The sequence below is a fragment of the Arthrobacter sp. GmRoot5-12 genome (assembly GCF_059739365.1).
Window position 1 is genome coordinate 1,227,396 of record NZ_AP046056.1, and the last position, 13,177, is coordinate 1,240,572.

Below are 13,177 nucleotides of genomic sequence, written 5' to 3' on the forward strand. Positions count from 1 at the left end.
CTCAGGCGCTTTCTGCCGAAGTGCCGCCGGTGCGGACTTCGAGGTCGTTGTACTTGCCGGCCAGGACATCGTCGAAGAGGACGGGCTGGCCAAGCGTGGCCGAAACGTAGACGGAACGCACCGCGGCGAGTGCGTTGACGGCGTCGCTGACGGTGACGCCGGCCTGCCGCCCACCGGCGATGGCGCCCAGGATGTCCCGGTACTGCCGGACGTGGCCGGCCGGATACACGGTGGGGTCCGCGGCCTTGTAGTCCTCCTCGGGGTATTTGGCCAGTTCCTCTTCCGCCTGGTTGCCCCCGCCCTGAAGGCCCATGTCCGCGGACTCGCCGCCCGCGTCCTTGCTGTGGAAGTACTGCAGCCGGTCGTTGTCCACCACCGCCGAGCCCTCGGACCCCATGAGCTGGACGCGTACGGTCAGCCCCGGGTAGGCAGCGGTGGTGGCGTGCAGGACGGCCAGGCCGCCGTTTTCGAAGGTAATGGTGGCAACGGCGGTGTCTTCCACCTCGATGCGTTCGTGCGCAAGCCTGGCGGTGTGCGCATGGATCTCAACGGGGCGTCCCATGAACCACAGCAGCAGGTCCACCGTGTGGACGCCCTGGTTCATCAGCGCACCGCCGCCGTCCATGGCCCAGGTGCCGCGCCAGTCGCCGGAGTCGTAGTACCCCTGGCTGCGCCACCAAGCCACGGAAGCGATGGCGGACGTCAGCCGCCCGAAACGTCCTTTGGCCACAGCGTCGGCAACGGCGACGCTTGACTGGTCAAACCGGTGCTGGCTGATCACCGAGGCAACAATCCCCTTGCTGGCCGCTTCCTTGGCTGCGGCTTCGATTTCCTGGGCCCGGGTGAGGTCAACGTCGAGTGGCTTTTCGATCACCACGTGCTTACCGGCGGCCAGGACTTCCAGGCCCTGCTGGATGTGGAGGCCGCTGGGGGTGGCCAGGGCCACAAGATCGATGTCCTCAGCCGCAAAGGCCTCCGCCTGTGTGCTGTAGAGCGCCGGCCTCTGGCCGCCGCGCTGTTCGATAAAGTCCGCCAGGGCCTCGGCGGCGGCCGGGATGGCATCCACCAGTGCCACGATCCGGGCTTCCGGAAATGCCTCGAGGGCTACGGCGTGGGTGCGCCCGATGACGCCGCATCCGGTGATGGCTACGTTAAGGGTGCTCATGCGGTCTGGACTCCTGCTTCTGCGGTGACTTTTGCAAAGGCGCGTGCTGCGATGCCGAACGCGGTGGGGCCGGAGAAACCGCCCAGTCCGTGGGCACCGGCGAGGTGCGGCTCCAGGGAGGCGAAGCCCTGGTACCCGTCTGCTTTCAGCGCCTCCACGGTGCGGAGCACATCCCCGTCGCCTTCACCTGCCGGCACCACGTGGCCGTTTTCGAACAATGCGTCCTTGACCTGCAGGTACTCAAGGTGCGGACGCAGTTTGGCGTATCCCTCATCGAAGGGCTTGACCCCCACCTGGACGAAGTTCGCGGCATCCCATGCCACCTTCAGCGCGGGCGAGTTGACGGTTTCGATGATGTCCAGGACGCGGTCTGGTACGTCGCCGAAAATGTCTTTCTCGTTCTCGTGCAGCAGGATCACGCCCGCTTCCTCAGCCACATCGGCGAGCGCCCGCATGCGTTCGATGACGGCATCGCGGATGGACTCCACCTGCACGGACTCGCCGTAGTAGAAGGAGAAGATGCGGATGTACCTGGCGTCCAGGACCTTGGCGGCGTTGACCGCCCGGCGCAGCCGTTCCACTTCGTGCTCCACCGGCAGGCTGACGTCCACCTTGCCAATGGGGGAAGCGACGGCGGAGACCTTCATGCCCTTCTCCGCCAGCAGGGACGCCAGGGACTGGAGCTGTTCATCGCTCAGGTCCACGATGTTGGTGCCCCAGGCGCTGCGGACTTCAATGTGGTTGGCGCCGAGGGCCTGCAGCACTGCTATCTGGACCGCTGGGTCGTCGTCGATCTCGTCGCCGAAGCCTGACAGCTGCCACGTGACCTGGGTGGTCGAAACCATGGTTATTTAACTCCTCCGGCGGTGAGCCCGCCTACTAGGTAACGCTGGAAAATCAGGTAAAGAATGACCACAGGAGCGGCGCAAACCAATGCCGCCGCCATCATCTGGCCGTAGAACGGAATGGCGCCGCCTTCCTGCGAAGCACCAAAGATTTGGAGTGCGACGGCGGCCGTCTGGCTTTCCGGGCGGGTCATCACCGAGGCGAACAACACGTCATTCCAGCCCAGCAGGAAGGCGAAGATGCCTGAAACCACGATGCCGGGCCAGCTCAGCGGAAGGATGATCCGGAACAGGACGCCAAGGTGGGACGCGCCGTCGATCCGTGCTGCTTCTTCAAGTTCCTTGGGAAGTCCGCGAAGGTAGGTGACCATCACCCAGGTGGAGAACGGCATGGCGAAGGTGAGGTAGGTCACGAACAGGCCCCACTGGGTTCCGATCACCTGTATGCCGAGGTAGGTTGCCGCCGAGGAAAACAGGACGAAGACCGGCAGCACCATGAGGGTTCCGGGCACCGACTGCAGTGCCAGCAGCCCGCGGAGGATGGTCAGCCTGCCGCGGAAGCTGTAGCGGACCAGGACGAACGCAGTGGAGATGGACATCGCTGCGGAGACCACCGCGGTTGCTCCCGCCACCAGGACGCTGTTGGTGAGGCCGGTGGCCAGGCCAACGCTGGTCCAAATCTTCGAGTAGTTATCGAATGTGACTGAGGACGGCCAGAACTCGCCATTGGCCACCCCGATGTCCGAGTTCACCGAAGCCAGGAAGATGTACAGCACAGGGATCAGGACAAGTGCGCCGAGGAATACCAGGATGATGACCAGCAGGGGGCCCGGAAGGAGCCGGAGCACCTCATGCTGGCGGTGCGAGCCCGGACGGTCAACATCAACGGTTGACGCACTCCGCCGGGTGGCTGTCGTGGTGCTCATTTCTTCGCTCCTGGTGTTTCGGCGTCGTCAAGCTTGACGGCACGGAGGTAGACGAACAGCGGAATGGCGATCAGCACCAGGGAAATGAAGGCCATTGCGGCGCTGAGTCCAAAGCGGAAGCTCTGGAAGCTGGTGACGTAGGTCAGGATGGGGAGGACTTCGACGTCGGCCGGCGCAGGGACGCCGAACAGCACGAACGGGAGGGTGAAGTTGTTGATGTGGTGCAGCATCCCGATCAGGAAGGCCAGAGCCAGCGGGCCCTTCAAGTACGGGAACACCACGTACCGGAGCTTGTTCCACCACAGCGCACCGTCGAGTGCCGACGCTTCGTGCACCTCATGGTCCACCGACTGCAGGCCGGACAGGGCCAGCAGGTAGATGAACGGCCACGATGCCCAGATCTGGACCAGTACCAGCGTCCAAAAGGTCTGCGGGCCGTTGAGCCACAGCCCCACGTGGATCCCCACGGTGGCCAAGGCCTCGTCCACGATCCCGCCGGGCTGGAGCATGGTGCGCCAGACGGTGGCCACCACGAAGGATGGGAGGACGTACGGGATGAGGAAAACCGAGCGGATCACTGCCCGGCCCTTGAACGCGTTCTGCGTGGCCACCGCGGCGGCGATGCCCAGCGGCAGCGTCACCACCATGGCCAGCAGCGAGTAGCTGACACTGAGCCAGACGGCGTGCAGCAAGGGCGATGCCGTCACCGCTTCAACGAAGTTTTCGGCTCCGATGAGCGGCGCACTGATCCATTTCCGCAGGGTGTACTGGTCCAGGTTGAGGACGGACATGTAGATGCCCAGCAGCAGCGGGACCACGATGATGATGATCATCAGGACCCCACCCGGGATCAGCATCCAGAGCGGCCGGTTGCGTTCGCTCATTCCCTTGCGGCGCAGGCCGCCCTGGTGGCCGGGCTGTTGCCCGGCGTCGTGTGAATCGCGGGGCGCCCGGCCCGCGGCGGAATCCACCGCAGGCCGGACTTCATGAGAGGCGTCGGTTGACATCAGAACCTATCCTTTGGAGGCCCGGTCCAGGGAAGCCTGGCCCTTGTTCTGGGCGTCCTTGATCCTTTGTTCGAGTGCTGACTCGTCCACCTTGCCCGCGGCCAGGTCCGGGATCGACTGCACGGTGACGTTGAGGAGGCCGAGCTGGATATCGCCCCAGGCGCCAGTGAACGGTGTGGCCTTGGACTTGGCGGCGGCGTCAGCCACCGGCTTGAGCTTGGGGTCTGTCAGAGCGGCCAGGGCTTCGGCGTTTGCAGGCAGGTCGCCGAAGGTCTTCTGGTAGTTCAACTGCTCGTCCTTGGAAGTGATCAGTTTGATGTAGGCGAAGGCAAGGTCCTTCTGCTTGGAGTAATCAGCCACCACCAGGTTGTCGCCCGAGAGGATGCTGGCGGCCTCGCCATCGGACTTGGACTGCGTCTCGCCCGGTGCGACCGTGGGCATCAGGGCGTACTCGTACTTCCCGGCAACTGCGGACTTGTCCAGGGTGGGGATGGAGCTGGAAGTGGTCATCATCAGGTAGCCGGCCTTGCCGCTGGCGAAGGCCGCCACGGCGTTGCTGTTGCTCCAGCCGACGGAAGCAGGGTCAACGACCTTGTCCTGGGTCAACCAGCCGAAGTAGGTCTGGTAGGCCTTCTTGACGGTGGGGTCGTCCATCTTGAGCTTGTTACCGTCGACCAAGGGGTTTCCGGCCTGGACGGACATGGCCCAGATGAACTTCCAGGGGTCATAGTTGTCCTTGTAGCCCGTGGCGATGCCATAGGTATCAGCCTTGGTCATCTTCTTGGCCTGGGCTGCGAGCTCGTCCCAGCTGGTTGCGGGCTTGTCAATGCCGGCCGCGGCGAGCAGGTCCTTGTTGTACGCCATCACGAACGGGCGGCTGACGAAGGGGATACCGGCCTGGTGGTCCTTGTCCGGGCCGGAAATACCGAGGGCAGCCTGGTTGAAGCGGTCCTTGCCGCCAACCTTCTTCCAGTCGTCATCCGAGAGGGTGACGAAGGCCTTGGTGGCATAGGCCGTGGGGGTGAAGGTCGTGCCGAGTCCGTAGACATCCGGCCCCTGGCCGGAGACCACGGAAGTCTGGATGCGGGTGAGCTCGTCGTTGGCCGAGGCGAAGGTTTCAAACTTCACGTCGGCCCCGGTTTCAGCCTTGAACTTGGCTGCAATATCGCTCTGCCACTGTTTCTGCTGCTCGGGGTATTGGCTGAGAACGCCAGTCAGGACGTTCAGCGTCTTGCCCGTCCCGTCCACTTTGCCGTCCGCATTCGTGGACCCTCCCCCGCCAGTCCCGGAACCCGAACCGCAACCGGTCAGGGCCAGTGCTGCAGCCGTAACAATCGCCGCAAGCCCAGTAGTCGATTTAAACCTCATTGTTTTTCTCCTCTAGGACACCCACATGGCCACATCCGTCCTGTGGCGGAAATCACTGCAGGCGACTCGAATGCCAGTCTAGGAAGGATGCAACAACTCCGGCAAGCGGTTGCCAAAAGTTGCCAAAAATGGTGGGATTAAGGCTACAGAGTCAGGGGCCTCGCCGGCGTTAATTGTCGACGGCGGTTCGTCCAGCCAGCGAGGAAAGGTCCAGCGTTATGGCTGATCTACCCGTCGAAGCCACCACGCGCGGTGCGCTAGACCTTAACGCCAGTGCAAACCGGCCGCCCACCATCCGCGACGTGGCGGAACTGGCCGGAGTGGCCACCTCCACGGTGTCACGTGCCCTGTCGCGGCCGGACCGGGTCAATGCGAGGACCCGGCAGCGGATCGAAGAGGCAGCCGCGGAGCTGAACTACGTGCCGAGCTCCCAGGCGCGGGGACTCAGTTCGGGGCGCACCAACGCCGTGGCGGTGCTGGTGCCCGATATCACCAACCCGTTCTATTTCGACATCATCCGGGGCACGCAGCACCAGCTCAAGGCAGCCGGTTACACCCAGCTGCTGGTGGACACTGAAGAATCCAACGAGGTGGAACTCGATGCATTGCACAAGATGCGCAAATCCGCCGACGGTTTCATTCTCGCTGCCTCCCGCCTGACGGACGCCCAGCTGGCGGAGGTCTCGCGGACGCAGCCCCTGGTCACCTTCAACCGCGCCTCCACCAGCGCTCCCACGGTCATGATCGATACGCCGTCGGCCATCATCCAGGCCCTGGAACACCTGGCCTCCCTGGGCCACCACAAGGTCTGCTACGTCGCCGGACCACCCACGTCGTGGTCAAACCAGATGCGGTGGAAGGTCTTCGAGGAGGACGCGAAACGGCGCGGTATGGAGGTCCACCGGATCGGGCCCTACACCCCGAAGACGACGTCGGGGGCTGCCGCGGCGGACGCGGCGGTCAGGACGGGTGCCACTGCCTGCATCGTCTTCAACGACCTGTTGGCCATCGGCATGCTCCAGCGCCTCCAGGCCCGCGGCATCCGCGTCCCGGAGGACATGAGCATCATCGGGTCCGATGACATCTTCGGCGCGGACTTCTGCAACCCGCCCCTGACCACCATTTCAAGTCCCATCGAGCAGGCCGGCCGGGTGGCGGTGTCCATGCTGCTGGCCCAGCTCAACCCGCTGGCGGGAAGAGCCGCCCGGCAGCTGGCGGTCATGCCCACCCACTTGACCATCCGGGAGTCCACAGGCCCTGCACGACTATAGGAAGGCGAGGCTCATTTCCCCCCAGACGTCCGCGGCGGGCGATGGCGTCAACGACTTCCTGCCTGGAATGGCCCCGCTGGCGCGGGTCCAGGTGGGGGCCGCTCCGGCGGGGGTACGACGGCGGCAGCCACCCGCCGTCGTACGCCCGCCCTGGAAAATCAGTGCTTAGGCTTCCACCAGCCTGGCCCCGGCCGGAACCCCGGCCGGAACCTCCGCGGGAACGCCCGGCTCACCGCGCCCGTACAGCCAGTCGTTGTACTGGAAGTTGTTGTCGCCGCGGCTCTTGAACAGCATGTTCCGCAGGATGCGTGCCACGCCGCCCACGTGCCAGGACTCGCCCCAGATCCGGGCGGTGCGCTGCACTCGGGCCGTCCGCGCGGCGCGGGCTTCGTTGAACTCGCGGAAGGCAGCTTCCCAGGCGCCGGCGTCGATGCCCTCGGGCGTGAAGACCTTTTCGCGGGCCACGTCCTGCAGGACTGCCGCGTCCTCCAGCGCCTGGCAGGCACCCTGGGCCAGGTACTGCAGCATCGGGTGGGCGGCGTCGCCGATGAGTGCCATGCGGCCGGAAACCCAGTTCTCGATGGGGTCGCGGTCGTACATGGGCCAGCGGATGCCGGTGGCCAGGTTCTTCAGGGCTTCCTGCACGGCGGGGACGCAGTCCTTATAGGCTGCCTCGAGCTCGTCCACGCCGCCGTACTGCTCTTCGCCGCGCTCGAAGGACGGGGACTTGAACACCGCCACGGTGTTGAGCAGCTGGCCCTTGCGCAGCGGGTACTGGACCAGGTGGCAGTCCGGTCCCAGGTAGACGATGACGTCCTCCAGGTCCGCGGCCGGGGTCTCCTCGGTGATGGGCACGGTTCCGCGGTACGCCACGTAGGCCGAATTCACCGGACCGTCATTGGCAACGGTGCCGCGCAAGGTGGACTTGAGCCCGTCCGCAGCCAGGATGGCGTCGGCTTCAAAGACCTCGCCCTTGGCGGCGTAAGCGCGGCCCCGGTCGCCGTCGGTTTCCACCTTCTGCACCAGGACGTCGTTCACCAGGGTGACGCCGGCTTCCTGGCAGGCTTCGAGCAGGATCCGGTGCAGGTCGCTGCGGTGGATGACGACGTAGGGGGCGCCGTAGCGCTCCTCGAACTCACCGCCCAGGGTCTGGCGGGTCAGCTCCTCGCCGGTGATGGCGTCGCGGAACACCAGGTGCTTGGGCTGGACGCCAATTTCCAGCGCCTTCTCCAGCAGGCCCCAGCGCTTCAGGACGCGGGATGCGTTGGGGGCCATCTGCAGGCCCGCACCCACTTCACCGAAGGCCGGTGCCACTTCAACCAGGGTGACGTCGGCGCCGTTTTCGCGAAGCGCCAGCGCTCCGGCAAGCCCGGCCATGCCGCCGCCCACCACGAGGACGTCGGTGGACGCTTTGACGTTAGACATTGGAAACTCCTACTGCTGTTGATTTCTTGATTTTGATGCCGACTGCTGCGAGCAGGACTGCTGCTGCGGCGGCTGCTCCGGCAAACGCCAGGAAGTTTGAGTTGACGCCCAGGCCCGCTGCGAGCAGGAGCCCGCCGGCCTGCGGTGCGGCCACTGCCCCGATGCGGCCCACGCCGAGTGCCCAGCCAAGGGCAGTACCGCGGAGGTGTGCCGGATAGTGGCTGGCCACGGCCGCGATAATCAGGCACTGGGTGCCGTGCGTTCCCACGCCGGCAAGCACCAGCATGAAATAGACGACGGCGACGGGCGGCCCGGACACCAGGACCACCAGGGCGACGGCGGCCACCGCCGCTGCCGCAATCGCCGTGGGAATGGGCCCGAACCTTGTGCCGGCCCAGGCGGTCAGTACCGAGCCAGCCACGGCGCCCAGGTTGAGCGCCAGCGCGAACGTCAGGGCGGAGCCAAGGTTGTACCCGGCCAGCTGCATCAGGTTGGGCAGCCAGGTGCCCAGCCCGTACCAGGCGAACAGGGTCACCAGGGTTCCGATGGCAAACAGCAGGCTGGTGCCAAGGTAAGGCGCCCGGAGCAGGGAGCCGAATCCCACGGACTCCTTCGCGGTGCTACCGCCGGTTGTCTTGGGTGCCAGTGTTTCCGGCAGGTAGCGGAACCCCAGCGGGATCACTACCACCAGGGCGACGACGGCCACGAGGAACATGATGGGCCAGCCTAAGGCCGGAATCAGCGGAATGCCCACCAGCGCGGCGAGGGAGCCGCCGATGGGAACGCCGGACATCATCAGGGTGGCGATGGTTGACCGCCATTTTTCCGGCACGAGTTCGGCCACCAAAGCGTTGGCTGAGGGCACCAGGCCCCCCAGTCCGATGCCGGCCAGCAGGCGGAGGCCGCCGAAGACCGGCGCATTGGGGGCAAAGGCGCAAAGGATGGTGAACGCGGAAAACACGATGGCGCAGCCGATGATGGTGCGCCGCCGGCCCCAGGTATCGGACATACGGCCGGCAAAGACCGCTCCAATCATCATGCCGACAAAGGCCATGGACCCGATGGTCCCGGCCGTGGCCTTGGTCAGGCCCCAGCCGGTGTCGCTGATGAGTGAGCCCTGGACGGTGCCGTAGACGATCAGGTCGTAGCCGTCGAAAACGACCAGCAGCCAGCACACCAGGACGGCAAGTACGGAACGCCGGGGGAACCCGGAAAGGCCTGCGCCCGAGCTGGGGGCGGCCGTGCGCTGCGGCGCTGCAGCGGAAGTTGTGTGATTCATCCCACCACTGTGCTGGCAGTCATACCAGCGCGCCCATATTATTCTGTCATGCAGAATCTTCCTGCCCGGCGGAAGCCCACCTACTCCATCGAAGCGGTGGATAACGCCCTGCAGCTCCTCCAGCTCCTGCGGGACGTCGGCAGCCTGCGGCTCAAGGACGCTGCGGCGGAGCTCGGCGTGGCGCCGTCCACGGCACACCGGCTCCTGGCCATGCTGGTGTACCGGGGCTTCGCGGTCCAGGATGAAACGCGCCGGTATGTGCCGGGCCCCGCGATGGGCGCCGGCCCGGCGGGCTTGAGCTGGACACGCCAGCTGCGGGACATCTCCCGGCCACACATGGAACTGCTGTGCGCGCGCACCAACGAGACCGTCAACCTCATGATCCGGGTGGGCACAAAAGTCCGCTTTTTGGACACGGTGGAAAGCACCAACATCCTGCGCGTCGGGGACCGGCAGGGGACCCTGCTCCCCGCGCATAAAGCCTCGGGCGGGAAGGCCATCCTGGCGGAGCTCGATCCCGCCGTGCTGGAACAGCTGTTCCGCAGCCCCAACGCGGAACTGGGCGGAGACTACATCCCGGACGCCGACTACCCCGCGTTCCTGCGCGAGCTTGAGTCCGTCCGCGCCAACGGATTTGCCGCCAACTTCGAGGGTACCGAGGAGGGCATCAGCGCCTTCGGGATGGCCCTGCACAACGGCAAGGGCATGGTGGTGGGCGCCCTGAGCGTGGCCACTCCCGTGGCACGGTTCCGGCCCCTGTTCGACGCCGGGCTGGTGGGCGTCATGATGGAGACCCGGCGCCAGCTGGAAATAGACATCGCGGCCAATCCGGCGGACGGGGCAGCCGGAAGCTGACCGGCAGGGCCGAAGGAATTCTGCATGCCAGAATATGCTGGGGATCACAGCAGATCTTCCCTAGGGTCGAATCCACGTCGCAGTCAGTCCGCACGCAAGGAGAAGGCCAGTGTCGATCAGCGCTGAAAAACAAACGCACGAATCCGTGGCGCAGGAACACCACGTTCCCGGGCCCACCCCGGAGGAGGCTGCGCAGCTTGAGCAGCTGTACCGGGATTTCGATAAGGAAAACCTGATTCCGTTGTGGACGGAGATCGCGGACCTGATGCCCATGGTCCCGTCCCCGAAAGCAGTGCCGCACGTCTGGCGCTGGAATGACCTGTACCCCCTGGCCGCCCGCGCCGGGGACCTGGTGCCGGTGGGCCGCGGCGGGGAACGGCGCGCCATTGCGCTGGCCAACCCGGGCCTGGCCGGCACGCCTTACGCCACCCCGACGTTGTGGGCGGCCATCCAGTACCTGGGCGGCCGTGAAACGGCCCCGGAGCACCGCCACTCGCAGAATGCGTTCCGGTTCGTCGTCGAGGGCGAGGGCGTGTGGACCGTGGTGAACGGGGACCCTGTCCGGATGTCCCGCGGCGACTTCCTGCTCACCCCGGGCTGGAACTTCCACGGCCACCACAACGACACCGACGAGCCCATGGCGTGGATCGACGGGCTGGACATCCCGTTCGTGCACTACGCGGACGCCGGGTTCTTCGAGTTCGGCACCGAACGCGTCACCGACGAGGCCACCCCGGACATCTCCCGCTCCGAGCGGCTCTGGGCCCACCCCGGACTCCGCCCGCTCTCGGGCCTCGATGACACCACCAACTCCCCCATCGCGGCGTACCGGTGGAAGTACACCGACGCCGCCCTGCGCGAACAGCTGCTCCTCGAGGACGAGGGCCACCCGGCCACCGTGTCACAGGGCCACGCCGCCGTTCGGTACACCAACCCGACCACGGGCGGGGACGTCATGCCCACCATCCGGGCCGAGTTCCACCGCCTGCGGGCCGGCGCCTGGACCGAGACCGTCCGCGAGGTGGGCTCCAGCGTCTGGCAGGTCTTCGAAGGCACCGGATCCGTGACCCTGAACGGCGAAACCAGGGTCCTGGCCAAGGGCGACCTGTTCGTCGTCCCGTCCTGGCAGCAATGGTCCCTGGAAGCCGGGACTGAGTTTGATCTGTTCCGGTTCAGCGACGCCCCCATCTTCGAGCGCCTGAACTTCAACCGCACCTACATCGAAGGACGCACCAAGTAATGAAACTCCTCACCCTCCGCACTCCCGACGGAACAAAGGCCGCACGCCAGGACGGCGAGACCCTCACCGAAGTCCCGGGCTTTTCCGATGTCGGGGCACTCCTGCAGGACCCCAACTGGGAAACCATCGCCAAGGATGCCAACGGCGCAACACACGCGTTCGACGGCGCCGACCTCGCCGCCGTCGTGCCTTCCCCGGGCAAGATCATCTGCGTGGGCCACAACTACCGCAACCACATCAAGGAGATGGGCCGCGAGGTCCCCGAGTACCCCACCCTGTTCGCCAAGTACGCCGAGTCGCTGATCGGGCCCAACGATGACCTCGCGCTGCCGCAGGAATCGGACACCGTGGACTGGGAAGCCGAGCTCGCCGTCGTCATCGGCAAGGCCGGCCGGCGCATCCCGGAGGCAGAGGCTGCCGGGCACATCGCAGGGTACTCCGTGCTGAACGACATCAGCATGCGCGACTACCAGTTCCGCACCATCCAGTGGCTGCAGGGCAAGACCTGGGAGAAGTCCACCCCGTTCGGCCCGGCCCTGGTCACCAAGGACGAATTCACCCCCGGGCCGCTGATGACCTCGGCCGTGGATGGCGACGTCCAGCAGTCCACCCCCACCAGCGACCTGGTCTTCACCCCGGAATACCTGGTCTCCTACATCTCCACCATCATCACCCTGAACCCGGGCGACGTCATCGCCACCGGCACCCCCGGCGGCGTGGGCCACGCGCAGGACCCCAAGTGCTACCTGCAGGAGGGCCAGGTCCTGGTCACCACCATCGAGGGCCTGGGCCAGCTGACCAACCGCGTGGTCAAGGAAGCCTGATGGTTGCCCGGCACGACCAGGCCAGCGACCCCGTGCTGCTCGAGGGGCTGCTGCAGGCCCGGCGCGGCACCGCGTTCTTCGCCCGCAAGCTCAACGAGCTTCCCGACGCGGAACTGGACGGGGGCTCGCTGCTGCCCGGCTGGACCCGCCGCCACGTTGTAGCCCACGTGGGCTACAACGCCAGGGCCATCGCCCGTCTGGTCGAGTGGGCGGCCACCGGGGTGGAAACACCCATGTACCCTTCCGTTGAGGTCCGCAACCACGAGATCGACTTCGGGTCCACCCTCAGTCCCATCGCCCTGCGGAACCTGTTCGACCACTCCGCCGTGCACCTGAACGTCGAATGGCGCGACCTGCCCGCCGCCAACTGGCACCACAAGGTCAAAACCGTCCAGGGCAGGACCGTCCCGGCCGAAGAGACCGTGTGGATGCGCACCCGCGAAGTCTGGGTCCACGCCGTGGACCTGGACAACGGGGCCACCTTCAAGGACATCCCTGCACCCGTCCTGGAACGCCTGCTCAAGGACATCACCGGCGCCTGGCATGCGCGCGGCACCGACGCCGGGCTCCTCATCACAGTGGACGGCACCGGCTTGTCGTTTGGGGACACCGCCGCCCTGTCGCCCACCGTGGTGTCCGGTTCACTGGCCGCCATCGCCCAGTGGGCCGCGGGCCGCGGCACGGACGGAACCACGGCGAAGCGCGACGGCGAAGCAGCTACCCCGGCGCCGCCGGCACCGGCCTGGATCTGACAGGCCGCCGTGGCACCCGCCACAGCACCGCACCAGAGGCGGGCCAGCACCGGCTGGCCCGCCTTTCGGCGTTCCTGCCCGCATGTCCCGTCACGTGCGGTGCGTCGCCTCAGGCTGGAGCCTAAAAAGGATCCCCTGGACTTGGAGGAGGTTCCATAAAATCAGCCCAGGACGCTGGATAGCATGAGGTGACCGGACAGAGCCGTCCGGTGGGATCGAC

Annotated in this window: 12 protein-coding genes; 5 read left to right on the forward strand and 7 right to left on the reverse strand. The window is 66.1% G+C overall.

The features are described from left to right. Nucleotide 1 precedes the first annotated feature (1 nt). From AC6JAM_RS05450 to AC6JAM_RS05470, 5 genes are read right to left on the reverse strand one after another with little or no spacing between them, the layout of a single operon-like run. Nucleotides 2-1,165: a Gfo/Idh/MocA family protein gene (locus AC6JAM_RS05450; protein WP_056391229.1), complete on the reverse strand. Its 1,164-nt coding sequence runs from the start codon at nucleotides 1,163-1,165 to the stop codon at nucleotides 2-4. Continuing rightward, on the reverse strand, nucleotides 1,162-2,010 hold the full coding sequence (locus tag AC6JAM_RS05455; RefSeq protein ID WP_056391232.1) for a sugar phosphate isomerase/epimerase family protein: 849 nt from the start codon (nucleotides 2,008-2,010) through the stop codon (nucleotides 1,162-1,164). Before AC6JAM_RS05455 ends, AC6JAM_RS05450 begins: the two co-directional genes overlap by 4 nt. A gap of 2 nt (nucleotides 2,011-2,012) precedes the next feature. Continuing rightward, entirely contained in the window at nucleotides 2,013-2,936 is a 924-nt protein-coding gene (locus tag AC6JAM_RS05460) for a carbohydrate ABC transporter permease (RefSeq protein ID WP_018772179.1), read from the reverse strand. Further along, complete coding sequence (locus AC6JAM_RS05465) at nucleotides 2,933-3,943, reverse strand: carbohydrate ABC transporter permease (protein WP_018772178.1); 1,011 nt, start codon at nucleotides 3,941-3,943, stop codon at nucleotides 2,933-2,935. The genes AC6JAM_RS05460 and AC6JAM_RS05465 overlap by 4 nt, the downstream gene beginning before the upstream one ends. Before the next feature lie 6 nt (nucleotides 3,944-3,949). Then, nucleotides 3,950-5,311 (reverse strand): ABC transporter substrate-binding protein, encoded by a 1,362-nt coding sequence (locus AC6JAM_RS05470; protein WP_223993798.1) that lies wholly within the window; start codon nucleotides 5,309-5,311, stop codon nucleotides 3,950-3,952. A gap of 218 nt (nucleotides 5,312-5,529) precedes the next feature. Between AC6JAM_RS05470 and AC6JAM_RS05475 the strand changes: the two genes are divergently transcribed. Continuing rightward, a complete protein-coding gene (locus AC6JAM_RS05475; RefSeq protein ID WP_223993796.1) occupies nucleotides 5,530-6,582 on the forward strand; it encodes a LacI family DNA-binding transcriptional regulator in 1,053 nt (350 codons plus the stop codon). A gap of 165 nt (nucleotides 6,583-6,747) precedes the next feature. Here AC6JAM_RS05475 and AC6JAM_RS05480 read toward each other — a convergent pair whose 3' ends face one another. Together AC6JAM_RS05480 and AC6JAM_RS05485 are read right to left on the reverse strand one after the other, a co-directional pair. Beyond that, on the reverse strand, nucleotides 6,748-8,007 hold the full coding sequence (locus tag AC6JAM_RS05480; protein WP_497934237.1) for an FAD-dependent oxidoreductase: 1,260 nt from the start codon (nucleotides 8,005-8,007) through the stop codon (nucleotides 6,748-6,750). Further along, on the reverse strand, nucleotides 8,000-9,286 hold the full coding sequence (locus AC6JAM_RS05485; protein WP_497934238.1) for an MFS transporter: 1,287 nt from the start codon (nucleotides 9,284-9,286) through the stop codon (nucleotides 8,000-8,002). Before AC6JAM_RS05485 ends, AC6JAM_RS05480 begins: the two co-directional genes overlap by 8 nt. Nucleotides 9,287-9,334: 48 nt before the next feature. Between AC6JAM_RS05485 and AC6JAM_RS05490 the strand changes: the two genes are divergently transcribed. The 4 genes from AC6JAM_RS05490 (at nucleotide 9,335) to AC6JAM_RS05505 (ending at nucleotide 12,957) form a co-directional block, all read left to right on the forward strand. Next, entirely contained in the window at nucleotides 9,335-10,141 is an 807-nt protein-coding gene (locus AC6JAM_RS05490) for an IclR family transcriptional regulator (RefSeq protein ID WP_018772173.1), read from the forward strand. Nucleotides 10,142-10,250: 109 nt separating this feature from the next. Beyond that, nucleotides 10,251-11,381: a cupin domain-containing protein gene (locus AC6JAM_RS05495; protein WP_497934239.1), complete on the forward strand. Its 1,131-nt coding sequence runs from the start codon at nucleotides 10,251-10,253 to the stop codon at nucleotides 11,379-11,381. Then, complete coding sequence (locus AC6JAM_RS05500; protein WP_497934240.1) at nucleotides 11,381-12,205, forward strand: fumarylacetoacetate hydrolase family protein; 825 nt, start codon at nucleotides 11,381-11,383, stop codon at nucleotides 12,203-12,205. Before AC6JAM_RS05495 ends, AC6JAM_RS05500 begins: the two co-directional genes overlap by 1 nt. Beyond that, nucleotides 12,205-12,957 carry a maleylpyruvate isomerase family mycothiol-dependent enzyme gene (locus AC6JAM_RS05505; RefSeq protein ID WP_223993785.1) on the forward strand — a complete coding sequence of 251 codons (753 nt, stop codon included), beginning with the start codon at nucleotides 12,205-12,207 and terminating at the stop codon, nucleotides 12,955-12,957. Before AC6JAM_RS05500 ends, AC6JAM_RS05505 begins: the two co-directional genes overlap by 1 nt. Nucleotides 12,958-13,177: the final 220 nt, after the last annotated feature.